The organism is Micromonospora sp. Utrum1 (assembly GCF_057197805.1).
In genome coordinates this window covers 3,911,397-3,934,498 of sequence record NZ_CM170071.1, presented here as the reverse complement: position 1 = coordinate 3,934,498, position 23,102 = coordinate 3,911,397, and the positions used below count along the sequence as shown (strand labels likewise).

At 70.5% G+C, this 23,102-nt stretch carries 19 protein-coding genes; 9 read left to right on the top strand and 10 right to left on the bottom strand.

The window, feature by feature from the left end; genetic code table 11:
- Window positions 1–4: 4 nt before the first annotated feature.
- From AC0OLQ_RS18440 to AC0OLQ_RS18415, 6 genes are read right to left on the bottom strand one after another with little or no spacing between them, the layout of a single operon-like run.
- The gene (locus tag AC0OLQ_RS18440) at window positions 5–1,792 is read right to left on the bottom strand and encodes a gamma-glutamyltransferase family protein (RefSeq protein ID WP_484527227.1); all 1,788 of its coding nucleotides are present in this window, start codon (window positions 1,790–1,792) and stop codon (window positions 5–7) included.
- The gene (locus AC0OLQ_RS18435; protein ID WP_484527226.1) at window positions 1,789–2,790 is read right to left on the bottom strand and encodes an ABC transporter ATP-binding protein; all 1,002 of its coding nucleotides are present in this window, start codon (window positions 2,788–2,790) and stop codon (window positions 1,789–1,791) included. Before AC0OLQ_RS18435 ends, AC0OLQ_RS18440 begins: the two co-directional genes overlap by 4 nt.
- Window positions 2,787–3,851, bottom strand: a complete 1,065-nt coding sequence (locus AC0OLQ_RS18430) for an ABC transporter ATP-binding protein (RefSeq protein WP_484527225.1) — start codon at window positions 3,849–3,851, stop codon at window positions 2,787–2,789. The genes AC0OLQ_RS18435 and AC0OLQ_RS18430 overlap by 4 nt, the downstream gene beginning before the upstream one ends.
- Window positions 3,851–4,735, bottom strand: coding sequence for an ABC transporter permease (locus tag AC0OLQ_RS18425; protein ID WP_357344644.1), 885 nt, complete (start codon window positions 4,733–4,735; stop codon window positions 3,851–3,853). The genes AC0OLQ_RS18430 and AC0OLQ_RS18425 overlap by 1 nt, the downstream gene beginning before the upstream one ends.
- Window positions 4,732–5,688 (bottom strand): ABC transporter permease, encoded by a 957-nt coding sequence (locus tag AC0OLQ_RS18420; RefSeq protein WP_484527224.1) that lies wholly within the window; start codon window positions 5,686–5,688, stop codon window positions 4,732–4,734. The genes AC0OLQ_RS18425 and AC0OLQ_RS18420 overlap by 4 nt, the downstream gene beginning before the upstream one ends.
- Before the next feature lie 8 nt (window positions 5,689–5,696).
- Window positions 5,697–7,268: an ABC transporter substrate-binding protein gene (locus AC0OLQ_RS18415; protein ID WP_484527223.1), complete on the bottom strand. Its 1,572-nt coding sequence runs from the start codon at window positions 7,266–7,268 to the stop codon at window positions 5,697–5,699.
- Window positions 7,269–7,772: 504 nt separating this feature from the next.
- On the opposite strand from AC0OLQ_RS18415, the gene AC0OLQ_RS18410 reads away from it, so the two are divergent.
- Both AC0OLQ_RS18410 and AC0OLQ_RS18405 read left to right on the top strand, forming a co-directional pair.
- A complete protein-coding gene (locus tag AC0OLQ_RS18410) occupies window positions 7,773–9,299 on the top strand; it encodes an RNA-guided endonuclease InsQ/TnpB family protein (protein WP_484527222.1) in 1,527 nt (508 codons plus the stop codon).
- A complete protein-coding gene (locus tag AC0OLQ_RS18405; RefSeq protein ID WP_484527221.1) occupies window positions 9,277–10,461 on the top strand; it encodes a glycerophosphodiester phosphodiesterase family protein in 1,185 nt (394 codons plus the stop codon). Before AC0OLQ_RS18410 ends, AC0OLQ_RS18405 begins: the two co-directional genes overlap by 23 nt.
- A gap of 80 nt (window positions 10,462–10,541) precedes the next feature.
- Here AC0OLQ_RS18405 and AC0OLQ_RS18400 read toward each other — a convergent pair whose 3' ends face one another.
- The 4 genes from AC0OLQ_RS18400 to AC0OLQ_RS18385 form a co-directional block, all read right to left on the bottom strand.
- Entirely contained in the window at window positions 10,542–11,924 is a 1,383-nt protein-coding gene (locus AC0OLQ_RS18400) for an ABC transporter substrate-binding protein (RefSeq protein WP_357346164.1), read from the bottom strand.
- A gap of 47 nt (window positions 11,925–11,971) precedes the next feature.
- Window positions 11,972–12,802: a carbohydrate ABC transporter permease gene (locus AC0OLQ_RS18395; RefSeq protein WP_484527220.1), complete on the bottom strand. Its 831-nt coding sequence runs from the start codon at window positions 12,800–12,802 to the stop codon at window positions 11,972–11,974.
- Window positions 12,799–13,623, bottom strand: coding sequence for a carbohydrate ABC transporter permease (locus tag AC0OLQ_RS18390; protein WP_484527219.1), 825 nt, complete (start codon window positions 13,621–13,623; stop codon window positions 12,799–12,801). Before AC0OLQ_RS18390 ends, AC0OLQ_RS18395 begins: the two co-directional genes overlap by 4 nt.
- Before the next feature lie 344 nt (window positions 13,624–13,967).
- On the bottom strand, window positions 13,968–15,326 hold the full coding sequence (locus tag AC0OLQ_RS18385; protein WP_484527218.1) for a hypothetical protein: 1,359 nt from the start codon (window positions 15,324–15,326) through the stop codon (window positions 13,968–13,970).
- A gap of 375 nt (window positions 15,327–15,701) precedes the next feature.
- On the opposite strand from AC0OLQ_RS18385, the gene AC0OLQ_RS18380 reads away from it, so the two are divergent.
- Genes AC0OLQ_RS18380 through AC0OLQ_RS18350 form a run of 7 tightly spaced genes read left to right on the top strand, consistent with a single transcriptional unit; the run spans window position 15,702 to window position 23,100 of the window.
- Window positions 15,702–16,748, top strand: coding sequence for a LacI family DNA-binding transcriptional regulator (locus AC0OLQ_RS18380; RefSeq protein WP_357344114.1), 1,047 nt, complete (start codon window positions 15,702–15,704; stop codon window positions 16,746–16,748).
- Window positions 16,749–16,787: 39 nt separating this feature from the next.
- Window positions 16,788–18,383 carry an FAD-dependent oxidoreductase gene (locus tag AC0OLQ_RS18375; protein WP_484527217.1) on the top strand — a complete coding sequence of 532 codons (1,596 nt, stop codon included), beginning with the start codon at window positions 16,788–16,790 and terminating at the stop codon, window positions 18,381–18,383.
- A 27-nt stretch (window positions 18,384–18,410) separates the two neighbouring features.
- Entirely contained in the window at window positions 18,411–19,694 is a 1,284-nt protein-coding gene (locus tag AC0OLQ_RS18370) for an ABC transporter substrate-binding protein (RefSeq protein ID WP_484527216.1), read from the top strand.
- Window positions 19,695–19,705: 11 nt separating this feature from the next.
- A complete protein-coding gene (locus AC0OLQ_RS18365) occupies window positions 19,706–20,653 on the top strand; it encodes a carbohydrate ABC transporter permease (RefSeq protein WP_484527215.1) in 948 nt (315 codons plus the stop codon).
- On the top strand, window positions 20,643–21,485 hold the full coding sequence (locus tag AC0OLQ_RS18360) for a carbohydrate ABC transporter permease (RefSeq protein ID WP_484527214.1): 843 nt from the start codon (window positions 20,643–20,645) through the stop codon (window positions 21,483–21,485). Before AC0OLQ_RS18365 ends, AC0OLQ_RS18360 begins: the two co-directional genes overlap by 11 nt.
- Complete coding sequence (locus AC0OLQ_RS18355) at window positions 21,482–22,396, top strand: ROK family protein (RefSeq protein WP_484527213.1); 915 nt, start codon at window positions 21,482–21,484, stop codon at window positions 22,394–22,396. The genes AC0OLQ_RS18360 and AC0OLQ_RS18355 overlap by 4 nt, the downstream gene beginning before the upstream one ends.
- Window positions 22,393–23,100 (top strand): N-acetylmannosamine-6-phosphate 2-epimerase, encoded by a 708-nt coding sequence (locus tag AC0OLQ_RS18350; RefSeq protein WP_484527212.1) that lies wholly within the window; start codon window positions 22,393–22,395, stop codon window positions 23,098–23,100. The genes AC0OLQ_RS18355 and AC0OLQ_RS18350 overlap by 4 nt, the downstream gene beginning before the upstream one ends.
- The last annotated feature ends 2 nt before the right edge of the window (window positions 23,101–23,102 follow it).

Below are 23,102 nucleotides of genomic sequence, written 5' to 3'. Positions count from 1 at the left end.
GGCCTCAGCGGCCGCAGGCGTAGCCCTGCATCCCGCGCGGGTTCGCTCCGGCCGCCAGCACGCCGGTGTCCGGATCGCGGGTCACCGCACAGAGACGACCGAGGCTCCACCCGCCGGACAGCCGCACCTCGTGCCCGTACGCGCGCAGCGCCACCAGGACATCCTCGTCCAGCCGGTCCTCCACGACGAGGACGCCGGGCTCGATGTCGCGCGGGTAGAACGACGCCGGCAGGCTGATGGTGTGCCACATCGGCGCGTCGATGGCTTCCTGCAGAGACCGACCTCCGCCGAGATGGCGCAACAAAAACAGCAGCTGCCACTGGTCCTGCTGGTCGCCGCCGGGAGTGCCGAACGCCAGGACGGGTTTCCCGTCGCGGTGCACCATGGTCGGGCTCAGCGTGGTGCGCGGCCGGCGTCCCGGTGCCAGCGACGAGGCGAGACCTTCCTCCAGCCAGAACATCTGGAGCCGGCTGCCGAGGGGGAAGCCGAGGTCCGGAATGGTGGGAGAGCTCTGCAGCCAGCCACCGCTCGGCGTGGCGGAGATCATGTTGCCCCAGCGGTCGACCACGTCGACGTGACAGGTGTCGCCGCGGGTCACCCCGTCCGACTGCACCGTCGGCTCGCCCGTCGTGGGGTCCGCCAGGTCGACCCGGCGTCCGGCACTGCGTCGCACGTGAGCCGGCAGACGCGGCTCGGCGCCGTCGGGGCGGCCCGGTCGCAGCTCCGCTGACGCGCGTTCCCCGATGAGGCCGGCCCGCTCCCGCGCGTACTCGCGGGAGAGGAGCGCCTTCGCGGGCACGTGACCGTCGCCGTACCAGGCCTCACGGTCGGCGAAGGCGAGTTTGAGGGCTTCGGCCTGGGCGTGGATTCCGGCCGCGGTCGACGGGTCGTACGCCTGAGGGTCGTCCAGCGCGTCGAGGACCGCCAGGGTCTGCAACAGCACGGGGCCCTGGCCCCAGAAACCGGTCTTGGCCACCGAGTAGCCGTGCCAGTCGAGGGTGACAGGTTCCTCCCAGGTGGCCGAGTAGGCGGCCATGTCTGCGCCGGTGACCAGGCCGGCATGCGCGCTTCCGCTGGAGTCCTGGAAGGGTTCCCGGCTGAACCGGTCGACCGCCTCGGCAACGAAGCCTTCACCCCAGGCGCGGCGTGCGGCCTCGATCTGCGCCTCCCGGTCCGAGCCCGCTGCCCGGCCGGCGTCGACCAGTCGTTGCAGGGTCTGCGCGTACGCCCGGTTGGTGAACAGCTCCCCCGCCACCGGCGGCCTGCCGTCGCGCAGCCAGAGCTGGGCGGAGGTGGGCCAGTGCTCCTCGAACAGCGACTGCACGGCGGCCACGGTGTCGCCGACCCGAGCGACCAGCGGGTGGCCCGCGCCGGCGTAGCCGATCGCCGGCTCCAGCACCTCCTCGAGGGAGAGCGTGCCGTGGTCGCGCAGCAGCAGGAGCCAGGCGTCCACGGCGCCGGGGACGGCCGCGGCGAGCGGGCCGGACCCGGGGATGAGGTCCATCCCGAGAGAGCGGAAGTGCGCGATGGTGGCGCCGGCCGGCGCCGGCCCCTGCCCGCAGAGCACCCTCGGGGTCGGGTCCTGCGCGGTGGCCACGATGGCGGGCACCTCACCGCCGGGCCCGTTCAGGTGTGGTTCGACGACGTGCAGGACGAACCCGGCGGTGACCGCGGCGTCGAAGGCGTTCCCACCTCGCTCGAGGATCCCCATGGCGGACTGGCTCGCGAGCCAGTGCGTCGAGGACACCATCCCGAAGGTTCCCTGCAGGGTCGGCCTGGTGGTGAACGTCATGACAACACCTCACTCGGGTCGGCGGCCCGGACGTCGGGCCGGGTGCCGTCGGGCTGGACCAGGTGGCAGGCGGCCATGCCGCCGGCGAACTCCACCTGTGCGGGTACCTCCGTGGCGCACCGGTCGAACGCGAGCGGGCACCGGGTGCGGAAGCGGCAGCCGGACGGCGGGTCCAGCGCGGACGGTAGGTCGTCGCCGAGCAGCACCGGTTGACGCTGCCGTTGGCGGACCGGGTCGGCCACCGGCGCGGCCGCCAGCAGCGCCTGGGTGTAGGGGTGGGCCGGGCGCGTGAAGATCCGCTCGCGCGGGCCCTTCTCCACGAGTTGACCGAGGTACATGACGGCGATGTCGTCGGCCAGGTACTCGACCGCGGACAGGTCGTGGGTGATGAAGAGGCAGGCGAACCCGATGTCCCGTTGCAGGTCGGCGAGGAGGTTGAGCACCGACGCCTGCACCGACACGTCGAGTGCGCTGGTGGGCTCGTCGGCGATGAGCAGCTTCGGCTCGGAGATCAGAGCCCGGGCGATGCTCACCCGCTGACGTTGGCCGCCGGAAAGCTCGTGCGGATACCGGCGCGCGACTTCCGCCCGCAGGCCCACCCTGCCGAGTTCCTCGGCGACGCGGGCCTCCCGGTCGCGGCGGATGATCCGCTTACCGGACAGCCGCAACGGCTCGGCCACGATCTCGCCGACCAGCATGCGCGGGTCCAGCGAGCCGGCGGGGTCCTGGAAGACGATCGACACGTCACTGCGGTGCCGGCGTAGCTGTCGCCGGGTCAGCTGGGTGACATCGGTCCCGGCGATTCGCACCACGCCCGCGGTGGGCTTCTCGAGCCGCACCACGCACCGGCCCACGGTCGACTTCCCCGAGCCGCTCTCCCCCACCAGCGCCGTGACCCGGCCCTTGGGAATCGTGAGTGACACCCCGTCCACAGCCCGCACCGGCCCGAAGTGCATCACCAGGTCCTCGAGTTCGAGGGCGTTCGGTTGCGGCGTCATGCGGTTGTCTCCTGGGGCTGCGTCCGCGGTGACGGGCAGGGGTGCCAACAGGCCGCGAGGTGGTCCGTCACCGGGACCGCGGACCCGGTCCTGACCAGCTGCAGGGCCGGGGCGGAGTCGAGGCACTGTTCATCGGCGGCCGGGCAGCGGTCGGCGAAGGTGCAGGCGTCGGGCTGGGTGGACAGGACCGGCACGAGACCGGGAATCTCCTGCAGCCGCTCGGTACCGGCGTGCTTGCCCGGCGTCGGCGAAGCCGCCAGGAGCCCGGCCGTGTACCGGTGGTACGGATGCGCGAACAGGTCGGTGACCGGTGCCCGCTCCACCACCCGTCCGGCGTACATGACGACGACGCGGTCCGCGATGTCGGCGATCACGCCGAGATCATGCGTAATGATGAGGATGGTGGTGCCGAGCCGGTCCCGCAGGTCCCGGAGCACCTGCAGGATGCCGGCCTGCACCGTGACGTCCAGGGCGGTGGTGGGTTCGTCGGCCACCAGCACTTTCGGGCCGCAGGCCACCGCCATCGCGATCATCACGCGCTGGCGCATGCCCCCGGAAAGCTGGTGCGGGTAGTTGTCGATGCGCTTCCCGGCGGACGGGATTCCGACGAGCGAGAGCAGCTCGACGGCGCGGGCCCGGGCGGCCCGCTTGGACATCCGCTCGTGTACCTGCAGAACCTCCCCGATCTGCCGCCCCACGGTGAGCACCGGGTTCAAGGAGGTCATCGGCTCCTGGAAGATATAGGCGATCTCCTTGCCACGCACGCGGCGCAGCACCGACTCCCGGGCGCCGACCAGCTCGGTGCCCTCCAGCCGCACGGAGCCGGAGACCCGGGCGCTGTCGGGCAGCAGGCCGGCGATGCTCATCGCGGTGACGCTCTTACCGCAGCCCGACTCGCCCACCATCCCGACGATCTCCCCGGACGCGAGATCCAGACTCACCCGGTCCACCGCCGAGACGGTTCCGCCCTCGGTGGTGAACGAGACCGAGAGATCGTGTACTTCCAGGACGGGTATGCCGACCGCGGCGGAGGCGGTGCCCGCCCGTTCAACCGTGGTCATCACCGGTCTCCCTTCGGGTCGAGGGCGTCCCGAAGGGCGTCGCCGAAGACGTTGAACGCCAACGCCAGACCCATGATCACGACGCCGGGCAGGACCGCGGCCCAGGGCGCGCGGGCAGCGAACTGCTGGGCGGTGGCCAGCATGGTGCCCAGGCTGGGGGACGGGGGCTGGATGCCGAGGCCCAGGAACGAGAGCACCGCCTCGGCCAGGATCGCGGTCGGGATCGCTACGGTGGCCTGCACCAGGATCACCGACGTCGCGTTCGGCAGGATGTGCCGGGCGAGCACCCACGGGTCGCTCGCGCCGTCGACGACCGCCGCGGCGACGAAGTCCAGCGACTTGAGCCGCAGGGTATCCGAGCGCACCACGCGGATCACCCCCGGGATCTGCGCGATCCCGATGGCCACGGCGGCGTTGGTGAGACTGGCGCCCCGGATGGCCGCCAACCCCACTGCCATGATCAGGAACGGGAACGCGAGCAGCAGGTCGGTGAAGCGCGAGATCACCGCGTCCCAGGCCCGGAAGTAGCCCGCGGCCAGCCCGAGCGGCACCCCGATGATCAAGGAGGTGGCCACCGCCAGCAGTGCCACCTGCAGGGAGGCCCGCGCCCCCAGCATGATGCGGGACAGGACGTCCCGGCCCAGGTCGTCGGTCCCCAGCAGGTGACCGGGGGTGCCCGGCGGCGAGAACGTGTGGGCGAAATCGGTCTGCTGGACCTCGTGCGGAGCGATCCAGGGCGAGAGCAGGGCGACGACGGCCGCGAGCGCGAGGACGACGAAGCTCACGACGGCGAGCGGGTTCCTGCGCAGTCGCCTGAGGACCCGGGTGCGCCGGCTGGTGCCGGCGGGGCCGGCCTCCGCCATCGGTACGGTGAGGACGGTCATGCCGGTTCCCCCGTCACCCGGATACGCGGGTCGATGACCGAGTAGAGCAGGTCCACCAGGAAATTGATCACGATGTACGCCGTCGCGGTGAGCAGGACGACCGCCTGGATCACCGGATAGTCCCGCTGGAACACCGCGTCGATGGTCATCTTGCCGAAGCCCGGCAGCCCGAAGATCTGCTCGGTGACGACCGCTCCGGAGATCAGGCCGCCGAGCTGCAGGCCCACGATCGTCACCACCACGATGAGGCTGTTCCGGAGGGCATGCCGAGTGATGACGGCCCGTGGCCGGAGACCCTTCGCCTTCGCCGTACGGACATGGTCCGAGGAGAGCGCCTCCAGCATCGCCGAACGCGTCTGCCGCATGATGATGGCGGCGAGGCCGGCGCCGAGAATCACGGTCGGCAGGATGATGTGGTGCAGGTTGCCCACCGGGTCCTCCAGCAGTGGCACGAATCCGGAGGCCGGGAAGAGCCCCGCTGCCACGGAGAGGTAGAGGATCGCCAGCAGTCCGAGCCAGAAGTGCGGCACCGACAGTCCCACCAGGGCCAGTCCGTTGGCCAGCCACTCGGCGGGACGCCCGCGGCGCACCGCCGCGAGCACCCCGGCCCCGACACCCAGCGCGGCGGCGAGGAGGATCGCCAGGAGGGACAGCTCGACCGTGACGGGCACGGCGGTCGTGAGCATCGACGAGACCGGTATCCCGGTTCGGATCGAGACCCCGAAGTCGCCCTGCACGAGGCGCTCCACGTACTGCGCGAACTGGATCGGCAGCGGCTGGTCGAGCCCGTAGTGGTGCCGGATGGCGTCCAGTGCCTCCGGGGACCGGTCCTCGCCCGCGAGGGCGAGGGCCGGGTCCCCGGGCAGTGCCCGCACCCCGAGGAACACCACGATCGTCGACAACAGCAGCGTCAACGCTGAGTGCCAGGCGCGTGTGATCAGATACCGAGCCACGGGGCGACCTACTTGGTGAATCCGGCGAAGGCCGCGCGGATCACGCCGTCGGGGAAGACCTGCAGGCCCTGGATCTTCTTGGAGACGGCGGTCAGGTTCCGCTGCCGGTAGAGATAGATCAGCGCGTCGTCCTGCTGGAGGATCGTCACCGCCTGCCCGTAGAGCTTCTTACGCTCTTCGAGGTCGTTCGACTGCCGAGCCTGGGTCAGTGCGGCGTCGAGCTGCGGGTTGCTGTAGCCGGAGACGTTCTGGCTGCCGCCGGTGCCGACGAAGTTGGTGATGTTGGCGTCCGGGTCGATCCGCCCGCTCCAGCCCAGCTGCAGCAGCTCGAAGTTGCCGCGGTCCTGCTCGTCGAGGAGTGAGGAGTACTCCACCGGGTTGATCTTGAGGTCGAATCCGCCGTCCTTGACCATGGCCTGCAGCGCCTGCGCGAGACGCAGCGAGTCGGGCGAGTTCGAGATGAGCATCGCCACCGGGTACGGCGTCTGAACGCCGGCTTCGGACAGCAACTGCTTGGCCTTGGCGGGATCGTGCTGGGGGCAGGCCTGCGCTTCCTCGGACGAGAACGGGCTCGCGGGCGAGATCGGCGAGCAGGCGGGGGCGTTGAGTCCGTTGAAGACGGCCTGGACCAGTGCCTTCCGGTCGAGGGCGTACTCGAAGGCCTGCCGGATCTTGGCGTTCTGCGCGATCGGGCGGTTGATCGGCTTCGGCGTGGTGCCGACGCCGTCGACGTTGCCGATGTTGAAGGTGAGACCCTGGTACCCGAGCGACTGGGACTGCAGGACGCTGAGCGAGGAATCTCCGCGCAGCGCGCCGTAGTCCTGTGTGGAGATGCTGTCGGCGACCTGAGCGTCGCCGGAACGCAGGTTGGCGGCCCGAATGCTCGCGTCGCTGAGGATGTGCCACGAGATGGCGTCGAGGTTGACCTTGGTGGCGTCGTAGAAGTTCGGGTCTCGCACCACGTCGATGGAGTTCTGCGGTACCCGCTTGGCGAACTTGAACGGCCCGACGCAAACTGGCGCGGTGGCGAAGTTGTCTCCCAGGCTCTGCAGCGCCTTCGGGCTCATGATCATGCCGGCCCGGTCCGCCAAGGCCCCGACCAGGGGTGCGAACGGCTGCTTCAGGTGGATCACGACGGTGTTGGCGTCGGGCGTGTCGACGGTGTCGATCGGACCGAGCTCGCTCTTTCGCGCGGACCGGGCGTTGGTCAGGTGCCGTTGCAAGGTGGCCTTGACCGCGGCGGAGTCGAACTGCGTGCCGTCCGCGAAGCGCGCGCCCTGGCGCAACGGAATGGTGACCGTCTTGCCGTCGCTGCTGGTGGTCGGTAGTGCGGTGGCCAGCTGCGGCACGACCTGCGCCTGCTCGTTCACGTCGTAGAGCTTCTGGCAGATCGCCTGGAAGACGTAGCGCGAGTAGAGGCTGCGTGACAGCGTCGGGTCCAGCGCGTCGGGCTCCGCGGAGAGGGCGATGACCAGCTTGCCGCCCTTCTTCACCGCGGCCGGGTCCGCCGGCGTACCGAAGTTGTCCTGGCCTGTCGCCTGGTCCTCGCCGGACTTGGCGCCGCCCTCGTCGTTCGACACCGGCGAGCACGCTACGACGGTGCAGGCGACGGCGACCGCCGCCACAGCTGCCCGGAACGGATGGAGCCTTCGCAGGCCCGTTTCACTGAGGTTCGTCATTGGGGGCTCCTCGAGTGGGCGATTCGGGGAGCGTATGTTGTATACGAATGGCTCCGCAAGACCTCCGTGAATGACCATCGCGATCGCACCCTGCGAACCTGCTGCCAGGCCGAAACGAGGTGCGCGTACTCCACGTACAGCTCGTTACGGAGTCGGCGCGCCTCTGCCGTCGCTGGATCAATCGGCCACCGGTGGTCGTATGCGCTCCGGTCCTCCAGCGCGGCGGCGATCTCCTCCACATCGAAGTCTCGTCGGTCCCCTCCCTGCCGGATGTACCCGGGATCGGCGCCGGGGCAAGCCCCACGGCGACCAGCCATGACACCCGACCGGGCCGAACTCTCGCTCGGCTAGTGCCGTGACCACAAACGTTCGCCGGGTCGGTTGCCGGGGAGTTTTGTCGTACTGGTGGTGTTGGGTGTGGTTGTGCCTCGTCGTCGGGATCCTGCCGCGCCCCGGGTGGTGCATCGCACCGCGCGTGTGGCGTTGCGGGTGACGTCAGGGCAGCGGCGGCGGTGTTTCGGGCTGCTGCGTTCGGCCGGCGACGTGTGGGCGTGTGTGTTGGAGGTCAACGGGTGGCGGCGTCGCCGCCGGGATGCGCCGCTGGTGGGCTATCAGGAGTTGTGTCGGGAGTTGGCGGTGTCGGGGCCGGGCACGTTCGGGGAGTTGGATTCGACGGGTGCCCGGTCGGTGTTGCGCCGGTTTTCCGATGCCTGGTTCGCGGCGGCGAAGCGGCGCAACGATGGTGATGTGTCGGCGCGTTTCCCGCGGCGTCGCCGCGGGTTGGTGCCGGTGCGTTGGTATCACGGCACGTTCACCCTCGACGGGCATCGGGTCCGGATCCCCTGCTCTAGAGGCGCCCCGCCGCTGTGGGTGCGGTTGGCGCGGGAGTTGCCGTATCCGGTTGAGCAGGTCCGGTCGGTCACGCTGTTGTGTGAGGGTGGCCGCCTGTTCCTGGACGTGACCGCTGAGGTGCCGGTGGCGGCGTATCCGCCGGGTGAGGGGCCGGACCCGGCCAGGGTGGCGGGGGTGGATCTGGGGATCATTCATCCGTACGCGGTGGCGGGCCCGGACGGTGCGGGGTTGTTGGTGTCGGGGCGGGCGGTCCGCGCCGAGCACCGCGTGCACCTGGCGGATATCAAGGCCCGCGGTCGTGCGGTCGCCCGGCGGGCGCCGAAGCCGGGGCAGAAGGGGTCGCGGCGGTGGCGTCAGTACCGGCGTCGGGCGCGGCTGGTGGAGGGCCGGCATCGGCGCCGGGTGCGTCAGGCCCAACACGAGGCCGCCTGTCAGGTGGTGTCCTGGGCGGTACGTCAGCGGGTCGGTGTGCTGCACGTGGGGGACCCGCGTGGCGTGCTGGACCTGGACGCGGGGCGGCGGCACAACCTGCGGCTGCGGCAGTGGCAGATCGGCCGGCTCCTGCAGGTCCTCACCGACAAAGCTGTCCTGGCCGGCATCACCGTGCACCTCGTCGACGAACGTGGCACCTCGTCGACCTGCCCGGCCTGCCGGCGGCGGGTGCCGAAACCCCGCGGCCGGACCCTGTCCTGCCCCCGCACTGCACGTTTGCCGGGCACCGTGACCTCGTCGCGGCGGCCACCATCGCCACCCGCACCCCGGGCGGCGGAACCACCACCCCCACACCCGCTCGGGTGCCCCGGGGTGCTCACGCACCGTCGAGCCGGCCGACACCTCCCCGGTGTCGGCCAGTCCCGACGTGACCCCCGCCGCCCACACCGGGCGGCGCGAGGATCAGTTGGCCGCGGAGGCCCGCCCCACCACCCGGTGGGGAGTCGCTCGCCCAACAGGCGAGGATCCACAACACCCACCGCACACCCGGTGAACGTTAGTGGACACCGCACTAGGGTCAGGCGGAAGCCGACGGCGTCGGCCCCGTTCCCCAGGGAGTTCTTGGATGAGCACGAGTCCGTCATCTAGGCCCACCCGTCACGCCGGGCCGACGGTCGCGCCGGCTCCGCGGGCAGGCGCGACCCCGCCGATCAGGCGGGCCGCGACGTACGCGCACCGGGGATCGTCCGGGATGGCCCCGGAGAACACCGCCGCCGCCTTCGAGCTGGCGATCGCCGAGGGCGCCGACTACGTCGAGACCGACGTGCAGCTCAGCGCCGACGGGGAGCTGGTGATCATTCACGATGTGACGCTCGCCCGCACCACCGACGCCCGGCTGGCGTTTGCCGACCGCGCGCCGTGGAACGTGCACGACTTCACCCTCGCCGAGCTGAAGAATCTCGACGTCGGGGGGTGGTACGCGGAGGAGTTCACCGGCCAGCGCATCCTCACCTTGGACGAACTGCTCGACCTGCTCGACGGCCGGGTCGGCCTGAACCTTGAGCTGAAGTCGCCGGCGCTGAACCCCGGGCTGGCGCCGGCGGTCGCCGCTCGGCTACGCGGGCGCCGCGACTGGATCGAGCCGGGCGCTGGGCGGCGGCCGCTGATCGTCGGGTCCTTCGACGAGCAGGCCGTCCGGGACTTCCACACGCAGCTTCCCGACGTCCCGGTCTCGCTGATCACCTACGAGGTGCCGGCCGGCGGGCGGCTGGCGGACCTCGCCGAGTGGATCTTTTCCGTCAACCCGGACATCCGCCGGCTGCGGCCCGAGGACGCGACCCGGGTCGTCGAGGCGGGCATGGCGCTGGTGCCGTGGACGGTCGACTCGCCGGCCCTCTGGCGACGGGCCCTGGACCTCGGCGTCGCCGGCATGATCACCAACTACCCGTACGCGCTGAAGGAGATGCTGCACGGCGGCGAACCGGTGCCCGGTGCGGCGGGCGTGGTCATCACCGACGTCAGGTGCCACTCCCCCGGCGAGCACGTCGTCCTGCGCAACGTCTCCGACCAGCCGGTGGACGTCAGCGGCTGGTACCTGCGTAACCAGGCGTCCGACCGGATCGTGGTGGGCGACGGCTACGTCATCGCGCCGGGCGGGCTGCTGCGGGTGCACATCGGCCCGGGCGATGACGACCCGGCCGCCTGTCACAACGGGCGCACCACGGCGTTCTGGAACGGCACGCACGGCGACTCCGCCGGGTTGCACCGCGCCGACGGCACCATCGTCGACCTGTACGCGTACATCGTCTGAGCGCCCCGAACCCGGAGCAGCGACGACGATGGGCCGGCTCCGCCGGAGCCGGCCCCTCGCGCCGAGGTGGTGTCTGCTGGTCAGCTGACCGACTTGTTGTAACTGTCGATCGCCGGCTGGACGCTCGCCGCCGCGTCCTTCATCGCCTGGTCGGCCGGCTTGCTACCGACGATGGCCGCCTCCAGGCCGTCCTCGGAAGCCTTGCGGGCCTGCGGCATCACGCCGAGCAGGCAGCCGGCCGACGCGACCGACGGCGGCAGCGCGTGCAGCTGGTCCACGGCGGTCTTGAACTGCGGGTACTGCGCCACCCAGTCCTTGTCGATCTGCTCGTCGAGCGCCTTGGCGTTGACTGGCACGTACCCGGTCCCGGTGTGCCACTTGGCCTGCTGGTCCGCGCGCACGGCGAACTTCACGAACTCCCAGGCGGCCCGCTTCTCCTTGTCGCTGTGCCCGACGCCGTTGATCCACAACGAGGCGCCGCCGATGATCGGCCCGCCCGTCGCCGAGCTGCTCGCCTTCGGGTACGGCGCGGTGAGCACGGTGAACTTGCCCTTGGCCGCGTCGATGTAGCCGCGCATGGCGCCCGTGGACTCCAGGTGCATCGCCACCGTGCCGGCCTTGAAGGCAGCCTGGGCATCGTCGGTCTTGCGGCCGGTGTTCGTCGCGTAGCCGCCCTTCACCAGGTCCGCCCACCACTGCGCGACGCGCACGCCGGTCTCCTGGTCGAACTGCACCTTCGTGGCGAGGCCCTTGCGGCCGTTGCCGTTGTCGCAGTACTCCTTGCCGTCGGTGGCGATCAGCTGCTCCACCAGCCAGCCGTAGATGGCCGCGCCGAAGCCGTACTGGACGGTCTTGCCGCCGGCGTCCTTGACGGTCAGCTTCTTCGCCATCTCACCGAGCTCGTCGAGGTTCTGCGGCGGCTTCGTCGGGTCCAGGCCGGCCCTGACGAAGGCCTCCTTGTTCAGGTACAGCAGCGGGGTGGACGTGTTGAACGGCATCGACTGGAGCTTGCCGTCGATCGAGTAGTAGTTGGCGATGTTCGGTTCGATGTCGCCCGCGTTGAACTTGTCCTTGTCGATGAACTTGTGCATCGGCACGGTCTGCTTGGAGTCGACCATGAAGCGGGAGCCGATGTCGTAGATCTGCACCAGCGCGGGCGTGCTCTTCTGCTGCACCGAGGCCTTGTACTTCGCGATCGTCTCGTCGTAGTTGCCCTGGTAGATGGCCTTGACCTCGGCCTTGCCACCGCTCTGGGCGTTGAAGTCGGCGACCAGCTTGTCGATCGCCGCGGCGTTGGCGCCCTTCATGCCGTGCCAGAACTCGATGGTGGTCTTGTCGGTGGCCTTCTCGAGCACCTCCGCGCCGGGCGCTTCGAGCGCGTCCTTGCCGGAATCGGTGCCGGACCCGGAACCACCGCACGCCGTCAGCGCGGCGGCGGCTACCAGGGCGACGAATGCCGTCATGCTCCGGCGGAGCCTAGGGTGTCTCACGGGTTTCTCCTCTTTGAGAGTTAACGCACCGCGCCGGCGGTGAGGCCGCGAACGATGTAGCGCTGGCCGAAGAGCACGACGGCCAGGGTGGGCAGCAGGGACAGCGCGACGCCGGCGAGGACGAGGCCCGGTTGCGCCGCCTCGGCGTCGTTGAGCTGCGAGATGCCGATCTGCAGCGTCTGGTACTCCGAGTCGCGGATCAGGATCAGCGGCCAGAAGTACTGGTTCCAGGCGGACAGGAAGACGTAGACCCCGACCGCCGCGATCGACGGCTTGGACAGCGGCACGATGATCCGCCACAACAGGCGCCAGTGACCGCACCCGTCGATCGCCGCCGCGTCCCGCAGCTCGGTGGGGAACTGCAGGAAGGCCTGACGCAGCAGGAACGTGCCGAACGCCGAAGCGAGGAAGGGCAGCACGAGACCGAGGTAGGTCATCCCGCCCCGCGCCAGGCCCCAGCCGGAGATGGCCAGGTAGTTGGGGATGATGATCGCTTCCCACGGCACCATGAGGGTGGCGAGGAACAACGCGAAGGTCACCGCCTTCGCCGGCAGGCGAAGGAACGCGAAGGCGTACGCGGCCAGGATGCTGGTGATGATCTGGGCCACCGTGATGGCCCCGGCCTGGACGGCGGAGTTGACGTAGAAGCGACCGAGCGGCACCGAGCGGAAGACGTCGCTGATGTTCTGCCAGTGCAGTTGGTGCGGCACCAGCGCGGGCGGGTAGGTCGCCAGGTCACCGGGACCCATCACGGCGCCCACGAAGCCGTAGTAGATGGGGAACAGGACCGGGATGGCGGCCAGGCCGAGCACGACGTAGACGGCGGCCTGCCCGAAACTGAACTTCTTCATCGATAGTGGACCCGCCGCTCGAGGATGCCGAACTGGACGGCCGTACAGCCGAGCATGACGACCAGCAGCACGACGGCCTGAGCACTGGCTGATCCGAAGTCGGAGGACCCGAAGGCGAACGCCTTCTCGTAGATCGAGTAGACCAGCGTCGTCGTGGCCTGGTCCGGGCCGCCCTTGGTCAGGATGTGGATCTGTCCGAAGCTCTGCAACGCGTGGATCGTGGACACCACGACGAGGAAGAACAGCTGCGGAGAGAGCAGCGGCACGGTGATCCGGGACGCCAGCCGCCAGCCGGTCGCGCCGTCCAGCCGCGCCGCCTCGACCACCTCGGGGGAGATCGCCGCGACGCCGGCGGAGAGCACGAGGACGTTGTAACCGAAGTTCATCCATACCGTCGCGGCGCAGACGGCGGGCAGCGCGATCGACGGGTCGGTGAGCCAGTTGACCCGGTCGATCCCGAGGGATCCGAGCACGCCGTTCGCCACGCCGATCGCCGGGTTGTAGATGACGGCGAAGACGACCGACGCGGTCGCCACCGAGAAGGCGAAGGGCAGCGCGAACGCGGTGCGCAGCACCCGTACGCCGCGGATGCGCGCCTCCAGCAGCAGCACCACGAACAGCGCGCCCAGGACGGCCGGCACCACGGACAACAGCGTGAACAGGCCCGTCGTGGCCAGCACCTTGCCGAAGTCGGCGGACAGCATCTCCCGGTAGTGCTCCGCACCGACGTACACCGACGGGGCGCCGAAGAGGTCGTTGCCGTGCACGGACAGATACAGGGTGCGGCCCAGCGGCCAGAACACGAACAGCGCGAAGACCACGACCGACGGCAGCAGCAGAAGCCACCCGAGACCGGATTCGGTGAAGCGCGCGGTCTCTCTTCGTCTGACGGTGGGGCGGGTGGACTCTGTGGTCGGCGCGCGGTCATCCGGTGGGGCGCTGACGGTAGGCGGGGGCGGCACGGCAGCACAGTACCAACGGCACGGATCGAAAGAAATCCTTCTGCGCAGGACCCGGAGCTGGAAGTTCTTTCCGCTGGTGGCGGCGGGTGGAAGACCTCGTCACCACCAGCGAGCGGAGGCCGCTGAGACCAAGGTCCACCCAACCCGGCGAGATCAAGGAACCGCTGGTGGTGCCCCGCCGGTCGGCGGGGCACCACCGGCGACTAGTTGCTTCCCTCGTCGTGTGGGACGGTGACGGTGACGGTGCAGCCGACCGGTCGTCCGATCTCGTCGTGGCCGGCGTAGGCAAGGTGGTACACCCGGTCCCCGCCGTTGCCGGCCCGCTCGGCCCGCAGCATGCCGCTCGTGTCGGGGGTGCCGGTGGCGAAGCCGCTGACGTCCGCGGCCTCACCCCCGGTCACGCCGGTCAGGGTGAACGCGTTCGGGCCGAGCACACCGTCGTGCAGGTTCACGGTCACGTTGACCTCGACCAGCTCGTGGTTCGGCGGCCACAGGACCGGGCGGTCCGCCGCGCAGTCGAGCTGCCGTACCGGCAGCGGGTCGGCCAGGGTGGCGGTGGCGTGTCCAATGGTGGCGGTGAGCCGGGCGCCGGCTTCGTAGTACATGTGCGCGGTACGCCCGTCGAAGTAGAACGTCGGCGCGGCGGATCGGCCGAGGTCGGGCGCGGCGGTCATCGAGTCGTGCACGACGCCGAGGTGGACCTCCTGGTCGAAGTCCTCGCCGACGTCGACCGCGTGCATGTTGCCGTCTGCGGCGTGGTAGATGACCAGGTTGCGGTCGTTCCAGCGGAGGAAGAACGGCCCGGAGGCGTTCGGGCCCTCGTCGCCCTGGGGGGTGACGATCGGTTCGGGCTGCATGTTCCAGTTCCGCGCGTCGTTGGAGACCGCCCAGCGGATCCGCCGGGACACCGGCCCGGTGGGTCCGGGGGCCGCCGCTGTGGGATTGTCCATGAAGAGCATCAGGTACCGCATGCCCAGGCGGGGCACGGACTGCTCGAACACCCGGGCGTAGGAGGTCTCACCGCCGGTCGTCTCGTTCCGGCTGACCGCGGTGCCACCGTAGTTGAAGTGGATGCCGTCGTCGGAGGTCGCGTACCGGGTGATCGAGTTCTCGCCGTGGAAGTATAGGAACAGCTTGTGCTCGTCCTCGATCCAGACCGCGTGGGGCGAGGAGATGTGGCTGACCGTGGAGTAGTACGGCAGCCAGGTGTTGCCGATCAGCGGGTTGGCGGCGTACTCGGTCCACGGCCCGTCGATCGAGTCGGAGTACGCGAGGGCGATCCCGCCGGGACGCTCGTGCGGCGCGTAGTACAGGTAGTAGGTGCCGAGCGGGTTGGGGAAGTAGTCGGCGGCCCGGATGACGCTCGGGAAGATGAACTCGTTCGTCGGGTTGTAGGCGAGCGTGCTCTTGTCGAACGCGGTGCCCTGGTAGGTGAACTGGGGGAAGTCGAGCCCGGGATCGGCGGTGGCCGGTGCGGCGCCGGCCATGGCGACGACGAGCAGGCCGGCACTGGCGGTCGCCAGGACAGCTCGTCGGGACGACGGGGCGGATGGTCTCGTCATGCGGCTTCCTCTTCTGTCGGTTCGATCGGACGCGGTGACGGTTCACGAGCAGCCTGGGATGACTCTCAGTAAGGACACAGGGGACATCGACCGGCGGAGGCACGGTGGCATCGCCGCGCTAATACGTATTAGCATCTATGTTTCTCAAATGTTGTGCGCCCGGCGGCGCTTCTGTCAAGAGGCGGTCCGGCGACGCGCCGATCCGCCCGGGCCGTCGACCAACCCGTCTGGCGCCCGATAGCTAATGCGCATTACTCCAGCGGGTTCATCCCGCGGAAATCTCTCGGCCATCCCTTGACACATGCCGGTCCACCCGCCAGGCTCCTTCCCAACGCCGAGCGCTAATACGCATTAGCCGCACCGGAAGGACCCGACGTGACCACTCCCCCCAGACGTGTCACCCAACGTGACATCGCGCGGATGGCCGGCGTCAGTCAGGCGACGGTGTCGCTGGTGCTCAACAACCGGACCGACGCCGAGGTCCGCATCGCCCCGGAGACCCGCGACCGGGTGTTGCGGGTCATCGCCGAGACCGGGTACGCCGCCGACCCGGTGGCCCGCCGCCTCGCCTCGCGGTTCAACCGGATCATCGGCGTCTTCACGTACGAGCCCGCCTTCCCCAGCGGCAGCCGGGACTTCTTCCACCCGTTCCTGCTCGGCATCGAGGAGTACGCCGAACGGGTCGGCTGCGACCTGCTGCTGTTCACCAGCGCGCCGGTGGTGGACGGCCGGCGACGCATCTTCCACCACGACAACCGGCTGCGCCTGGCCGACGGGTGCATCCTGCTCGGGCGCGAGATCGACGGCGCGGAGCTGCACCGGCTCAACCGCGACGGATATCCGTACGTCGCCGTCGGGCGCCGCGACGACGCCGGCGGGCCGGTCCCCTACGTCGGCGCCGACTACGCCTCAGCGGTGGCCCGGCTCGTCGAGGTGGCGCTGCGGCGCGGTCACCGCCGCCTGACGTACCTGAGCATGGGCACCACCGCCGAATCCTCCGAGGACCGGCTCCGTGGGTTCCGCGCCGCCGCGACGACCGCGGAGAGCGCCCGGCAACTGTCGGCGCCGGCCGGAGATGCCGGCACGACCCTCGACACCCTGATGGCCGACGGGACCACCGCCGTCTTCGTGGAGAACTTCGCCACGGCGGTGGCGCTGGAGTCGGCCGCCCGTCGGCGCGGCCTGGCCGTGCCCGGCGACCTGTCGATCGTGACCCTCGGCGACCCGACCGTCCCGGTCCCCACCGACATCACGTTCACCGGGTTCCGCATCCCCCGCGAGGAGATGGGCCGGCAGTCGGTCGAGGTGCTGACGGGCGTCATCGACGGCAGCACAGGCGGCCTCCAACAGCGACTTCTCCCCTGCGAACTCGTCGAGGGCAGCACCCTCGGCACCCCTGATCGGGCGGTCGACCGACGCTGAGCGGTCGGCCGCGCAACTGGAAGGAAGCAAGTGGTACTCATGCGTGCGGACGTCCTCGTCGTCGGGGGCGGACTGGGCGGCGTCGCCGCGGCGCTCGCCGCGGCCCGGGCCGGCCGGTCCGTCATCCTGACCGAGGAGTTCGACTGGCTCGGCGGGCAACTCACCAGCCAGGCCGTCCCGCCGGACGAACACTCCTGGATCGAGCAGTTCGGCGCCACCGCCAGCTACCGGGCGCTGCGCAACGGCATCCGCGACTACTACCGTCGCCACTACCCGTTGACCGAACGGTCCCGGGCCTGGACCGACCTCAACCCGGGCGCAGGTTGGGTGAGCCGGCTCTGCCACGAGCCTCGGGTGGCCGTCGCTGTCCTCGAACAGATGCTCGCCCCGTTCCTCGGCGCGGGCCGGCTGCGGGTGCTGCAGCCGTACCGGCCGGTCGCCGCGGAGACCGACGGGGACCGGGTGACCGGCGTGACGCTGGCGCACCGCGACCGGGACGAGCGGATCGACGTGGTCGCCCCGTACGTCCTGGACGCCACCGAGACCGGCGAGTTGCTGCCGCTGACCGGCACCGAGTACGTCACCGGGTTCGAGTCGCAGGCGGAGACCGGTGAGCCGAGCGCCCCGGCCGAGGCCCAGCCGATGAACATGCAGGCGGTGTCCGTCTGCTTCGCCATCGACCACGTCGACGGCGACCACACCATCGACCGCCCCTCGGGATACGACTTCTGGCGCGACTACAAGCCCGACTTCTGGGGTGACCGGCTGCTGTCCTGGAAGTCGCCGCACCCGCGCACGCTGGAGATCGTCGAGCGCAGCTTCACGCCCAACCCGGACGACGACCCGTTGACCGTCAACGCCGATCAACGCGTCAACCCCGGCGACGGCAACCTGTGGACGTTCCGGCGGATCGCCGCGCGGCGCAACTTCACCGACGGCGCGTACGGCAGCGACATCACGCTGGTCAACTGGCCGATGATCGACTACTTCGAGGGTCCGGTCATCGACGTGCCGAACGCGTCGTGGCACCTGGCCAAGGCCCGCGAGCTGTCGTACTCGGTGCTCTACTGGCTGCAGACGGAGGCGCCCCGGCCCGACGGCGGCACCGGCTTCCCCGGCCTGCGGCTGCGCGGCGACGTGACCGGCAGCTCCGACGGGCTGGCCCAGGCCCCGTACATCCGCGAGTCCCGCCGGATCCGGGCGGAGTACACCGTCGTCGAGCAGGACCTGTCCCTGGCGGTCCGGGGCGACCACGGCGCGGTCAGCTACCCGGACGCGGTGGGCGTGGGGATGTACCGGATCGACCTGCACCCGTCGACCGGCGGCGACAACTACATCGACGTCGGCTCCTGCCCGTTCGAGATTCCGCTCGGCGCGCTGATCCCGCGGCGGATGGAGAACCTGCTTCCGGCCGGCAAGAACATCGGCACCACGCACGTCACCAACGGCAGCTACCGGCTGCACCCGGTCGAGTGGAACGTCGGCGAGGTCGCCGGCCTGCTCGCCGACTTCTGTCTGGCGCGGGGCGAGTCCCCGCGTTCGGTCCGCAACACTCCCCGTCTGCTGGCCGACTTCCAGGACCGCCTCACCGCGACCGGCGTGGAACAGCGCTGGCCGCGGATCGCGGGCTACTGAACACACACCCCCGGTGAGGAGAAGATTGTGAGAGCAGGAAAGGCCCTGCGCGGCGTCGCCGTGGCGCTGGCCGGCGCGCTCGCCCTGACCGCCTGCGGCGGCGGTGGCGAGGCCGCCGACAGCGGCCCGGCGAAGCTGCGGATGACCGTGTGGTCGGCCAACGAGGCGCACCTCAAGCTGTTCAACGAGATCGCCGACGAGTACCGCAAGAGCCACCCGGACGTCGCCGAGATCAAGTTCGACCCGCTGCCGTTCGACAACTACACCACCACCCTGACCACCCAGATCGCCGGCGGGAACGCGCCCGACCTCGCGTGGGTGTTCGAGAACTCCGCCCCCGACTTCGTCGCCTCGGGCGCGCTGCAGCCCTTGGACGACACGCTCAAGAAGGCCGAGGGCTACCAGTACGAGGACCTCTCCCCCGCCACGCTCAAGCTCTGGCAGAACGACGGGAAGCTGTACGCGTACCCCTTCTCGACCTCGCCGTTCGGGGTCTTCGTCAACACCGACATGGTCAAGAAGGCCGGTCAGAAGACCCCCGCCGAGCTGATCGCGGCCGGGCAGTGGACCTGGGACACTGCCCTGGCCACCGCCGCGGCGGCGGGGGCGAAGTCCGGCAAGGCCGGCCTGGTCATCCGCGACTTCGACTACAAGGGCTGGGACAACCTGTCCACCTTCTGGACCGGGTGGGGCGCCCGGGCCTGGAGCGAGGACGGCAAGACCTGCGGGTTCAACAGCCCGGAGATGGTCGAGGCGATGACCACCCTGCACAAGGCCACCTTCACCCAGAAGGCGCTGCCCGGCCCGGGCACGACGGCCGACTTCTTCGCCGGTGACTCGGCCATGACGATCACCCAGATCTCCCGTGCCTCGCTGCTGAAGGACGGCGGCTTCGGGTGGGACCTGGTGCCGCTGCCGGCCGGGCCGAAGGGGAACTACGCGGTGGTCGGCCAGGCCGGCATCGGGGTGCTGAAGAAGAGCCCGCACGCCAAGCAGGCCGCCGACTTCCTGTCCTTCTTCACCAACCCCACGAACTCGGCGAAGCTCGCCCAGTTCTTCCCGCCGCCCCGGCAGTCTCAGCTGACCGCCGAGACGCTCGCCAAGACGAACCCGAAGCTCAAGCCGGAGCAGTTGCAGAAGGTCGTCATCGACGGCATCACCAACGGCGTGGTCAAGCCCAGCCACGCCGGCCAGGCCGAGCTGAGCCAGCAGGTCCGCGCCGGCCTGGACCCGCTGTGGCAGCCGAATGCGGACGTCAAGGCCGTGCTCGACGGCGTCTGCGCCAAGATCCAGCCGCTGCTGGCGAAGTAGGGCTGACGATCATGACCCAGACGGACACCAGGGTGGGCCCGGCGACTGCCGGGCCCGCCCCGGGCCGGGCCCGGCCGTTCTGGACCACCCGCCGCCGGGACCAGCTCACCGGTTACCTGTTCATCACCCCGCAGCTGCTCGGCAGCGCCGTCTTCGTGATCCTGCCGCTGGTCCTCGTGGTCTGGTACAGCCTGCACGAGTGGAACGTGCTCGCCGGGACCTTCGACTTCGTCGGCACCGACAACTACGAGGCGCTCGCCGACGATCCCAACCTCGGCGCGGTGCTGCGCTCCACCGGGCTGTTCTCGGTGGGCCTCGTGGTGTTCAACCTCGGCCTGGCGCTGCTGCTGGCCGTCCTGCTCAACCAGCGGCTGCGGGGCACGATCCTGTTCCGCACGCTGTTCTTCTCCCCCGTGGTGGTCTCGCTGGTGGCCTGGACCATCGTGTGGGGCTTCCTGCTGCAGGACAACGGCGGGCTGAACAGCCTGCTCGACACCGTCGGCGTGGACGGGCCGAACTGGCTACGCGGTGAGGGCACCGCGATGCTGTCGGTGATCGTCGTGCAGGTGTTCAAGAACGTCGGTCTGAACATGGTGCTGTTCCTGGCCGCCCTGCAGGGCGTGCCGGCCGATCTGTACGAGGCCGCGGAGGTCGACGGGGCGAGCCGGCTGCGCCAGTTCTGGCGGATCACCGTACCGCTGATCAGCCCGACGATCCTGCTCACCTCGATCATCACCGTGGTCGGATCGCTGCAGGTCTTCGCGCAGATCGCGGTGCTCACCCAGGGCGGGCCGGGCACCTCGACGACGGTGCTCGTCTACTACCTGTACCAGCAGGCCTTCCAGTTCCATCACTTCGGCTACGGCGCCACGCTGTCGATCGTGCTGTTCGTCATCGTGCTCGCCCTCACCGTGCTGCAGTGGCAGATGCGCAAGAGGTGGGTCTTCCATGAGTCGTGACCTGTCGCGGCGGACCAAGCTGGTGCTCTACGGAGTGCTGCTGGTCCTGGCGATCCCGTTCGTCTTCCCCACGTGGTGGATGGTCACCTCGTCGCTGAAGCCGGTGGCGGACATCTTCGCCTTCCCGCCGGACCTGCTGCCGACCAACCCGCGGCTCGACGCGTACCGGCGTGTGTTCGAGTTGCAGCCGTTCGGGCAGCAGTACCTGAACAGCCTCTACATCGCCTTGGTGGTCACGGTGGGCACCCTGGCCGTGTCGGCGCTCGCTGGGTACGCCTTCGCGCGCATCCGGTTCCGCGGCCAGAACGTGTTGTTCCTGGTCGTCCTCGCGGGCCTGCTCATTCCCAGCGAGGTGACGATCGTGCCGCTGTTCCAGATGTTCTTCAAGCTCGGCCTGGTCAACACCCACTGGCCGCTGATCCTGGTGCCGATCTTCGGCGCGCCGAGCGTGCTGGCGACGTTCATCATGCGGCAGTTCTTCATCAGCCTCCCCGGCGAGCTGGAGGAGGCGGCCCGGGTCGACGGGCTGGGTCGCTTCGCCACCTTCTGGCGGGTCGCCCTGCCGCTGTCGCGGCCGGCACTGGGCGCGGTGGCCATCTTCACCTTCCTGCACAGCTGGAACCTCTACCTGGAACCGATCGTGTTCCTCTCCTCTCCGGAGAAGTTCACGCTGCCCCAGGCGCTCACCCAGTTCGTCGACGCCTACGGCGGCCCGATGTGGGACGTCCAGCTGGCCGCGGCGTCGATGACCGCGCTGCCGGTCCTGGTGGTGTTCGTCATCGCGCAGAAGCAGTTCGTCGAGGGCCTCGCGCACACCGGCCTCAAGGGATGACGACACCGGTGGTCGGCATCGACATCGGCGGCACCAAGACGGCGGCCGCGCTGGTCGGCCCGGGCGGGCAGGTGCTGGAGCGCGGCGAGGTGCCCACGCCCGCGCGGTCCGGGCCCGAGGCCGTGCTGGACGCCGCCGCGCGGCTGGCCGCCGACCTGTTCGGCGCGAGCACCGGGCCGGTGGGGGTGGGCACCGCCGGCACGGTCGACCCCGCGACGGGCAGCATCCGGTACGCCACCGACAGCCTGCCCGGCTGGACCGGCACCCCGGTCGCCGGCGCGCTGGCCGCCCGCCTGGGTCGACCCGTGCGGGTCACCAACGACGTGAACGCCGCCGCGCTGGGCGAATGCTGGGCCGGCGCCGGACGGGACCGCGCACATGTGCTGCTGGTGGCCGTCGGCACCGGGCTGGGCGGGGCGGTCGTCCGAAACGGCCGCGTCGAGACCGGTGCTCGCGGGGCCGCCGGCGAGGTCGCGCACCTGCCGGCCCCAGGGGCGGAGCGGCTGCGGTGCGGGTGCGGCCGGCACGGGCACCTGGAGGCGATCGCCTCCGGCAGCGGGCTGGCCGCCGCGTACTCCCTCGAGACCGGAGCCCAGGTCACCGGCCGGACCGTGGCGGACCGCGCGGCGGCCGGGGACGCCGTCGCCCAGCGGGTCGTGGACCGGGCGGGAGCCGCACTGGGCGCGGCCCTCGCGGGGTTGGTGACCCTGCTCGATCCGGAGGCCGTCCTGGTGGCCGGCGGGGCGGCCGGCGCCCTGCTGCCCGCCGCCTCGGCCGCCTACTCGGCCGAGTTGCCCGCGGGCTGGGCCGGCGTTCCGCTGCTGCCCGCCGCGCTGGGCGCCGACGCCGTCCTGGTCGGCGCGGCCCGACTGGCCATGGACGGACGCGACGTTGAAGGGGCTAGCCGGTGAGCGTGCTCGACGACCTGGCCGGCGGGCTGGTGGTGTCCTGCCAGCCGCTGCCCGACGACCCTGACGACCCGATGCGGGACCCGTACGTCCAGGCCCGGGTGGCGGCCGCGGTGGTCCACGGCGGCGCGGTGGCGGTCCGGATCAACGGACCGGACGACGTCAGGGCGGTACGCGCTGCCGTCGACGTACCGGTGATCGGGCTCTACAAGCACGGCACCGAGGACGTCTTCATCACCCCGACCCCGACCCACGCGCTCGAGGTCGCGATGGCCGGGGCGGACATCGTCGCGGTCGACGCCACCGACCGCCCCCGACCGGACGGACGCACCTTCGCCGACACGGTCGAAGCGATCCGCGAACGGACCGACGCACTGGTCCTGGCCGACGTCTCCACCACGGCCGAGGGTGCCGCCGCCGTCGAGGCCGGCGCGGACGCCGTCGCCACCACACTGTCCGGCTACACCCCGGCCAGCCCACCGACTGACGGGCCCGACCTCGGGCTCGTGGCGCGACTCGCCGCACTGCTGCCCGTGCCGGTGCTCGCCGAAGGGCGGTACCGCACCACGGAACAGATCGGCCAGGCCTTCCAGGCGGGTGCGCACGCGGTGGTGATGGGCAACGCCGTCACCTCACCGCTGTGGATCACCCGCTGGCTCGTGCCGGCCACCCCCCGCGCGGCGGGCGCCCCAAGTAAGAGGGAGTGAGC

Bases quoted from the DNA above. Each gene is read 5' to 3' on its own strand.
- AC0OLQ_RS18430 (WP_484527225.1), bottom strand. From the start codon at position 3,851: ATGACCACGGTTGAACGGGCGGGCACCGCCTCCGCCGCGGTCGGCATA.
- AC0OLQ_RS18395 (WP_484527220.1), bottom strand. From the start codon at position 12,802: ATGAAGAAGTTCAGTTTCGGGCAGGCCGCCGTCTACGTCGTGCTCGGC.
- AC0OLQ_RS18400 (WP_357346164.1), bottom strand. From the start codon at position 11,924: ATGACGGCATTCGTCGCCCTGGTAGCCGCCGCCGCGCTGACGGCGTGC.
- AC0OLQ_RS18425 (WP_357344644.1), bottom strand. From the start codon at position 4,735: ATGACCGTCCTCACCGTACCGATGGCGGAGGCCGGCCCCGCCGGCACC.
- AC0OLQ_RS18365 (WP_484527215.1), top strand. From the start codon at position 19,706: ATGACCCAGACGGACACCAGGGTGGGCCCGGCGACTGCCGGGCCCGCC.
- AC0OLQ_RS18435 (WP_484527226.1), bottom strand. From the start codon at position 2,790: ATGACGCCGCAACCGAACGCCCTCGAACTCGAGGACCTGGTGATGCAC.
- AC0OLQ_RS18375 (WP_484527217.1), top strand. From the start codon at position 16,788: ATGCGTGCGGACGTCCTCGTCGTCGGGGGCGGACTGGGCGGCGTCGCC.
- AC0OLQ_RS18440 (WP_484527227.1), bottom strand. From the start codon at position 1,792: ATGACGTTCACCACCAGGCCGACCCTGCAGGGAACCTTCGGGATGGTG.
- AC0OLQ_RS18405 (WP_484527221.1), top strand. From the start codon at position 9,277: ATGAGCACGAGTCCGTCATCTAGGCCCACCCGTCACGCCGGGCCGACG.
- AC0OLQ_RS18385 (WP_484527218.1), bottom strand. From the start codon at position 15,326: ATGACGAGACCATCCGCCCCGTCGTCCCGACGAGCTGTCCTGGCGACC.
- AC0OLQ_RS18355 (WP_484527213.1), top strand. From the start codon at position 21,482: ATGACGACACCGGTGGTCGGCATCGACATCGGCGGCACCAAGACGGCG.
- AC0OLQ_RS18360 (WP_484527214.1), top strand. From the start codon at position 20,643: ATGAGTCGTGACCTGTCGCGGCGGACCAAGCTGGTGCTCTACGGAGTG.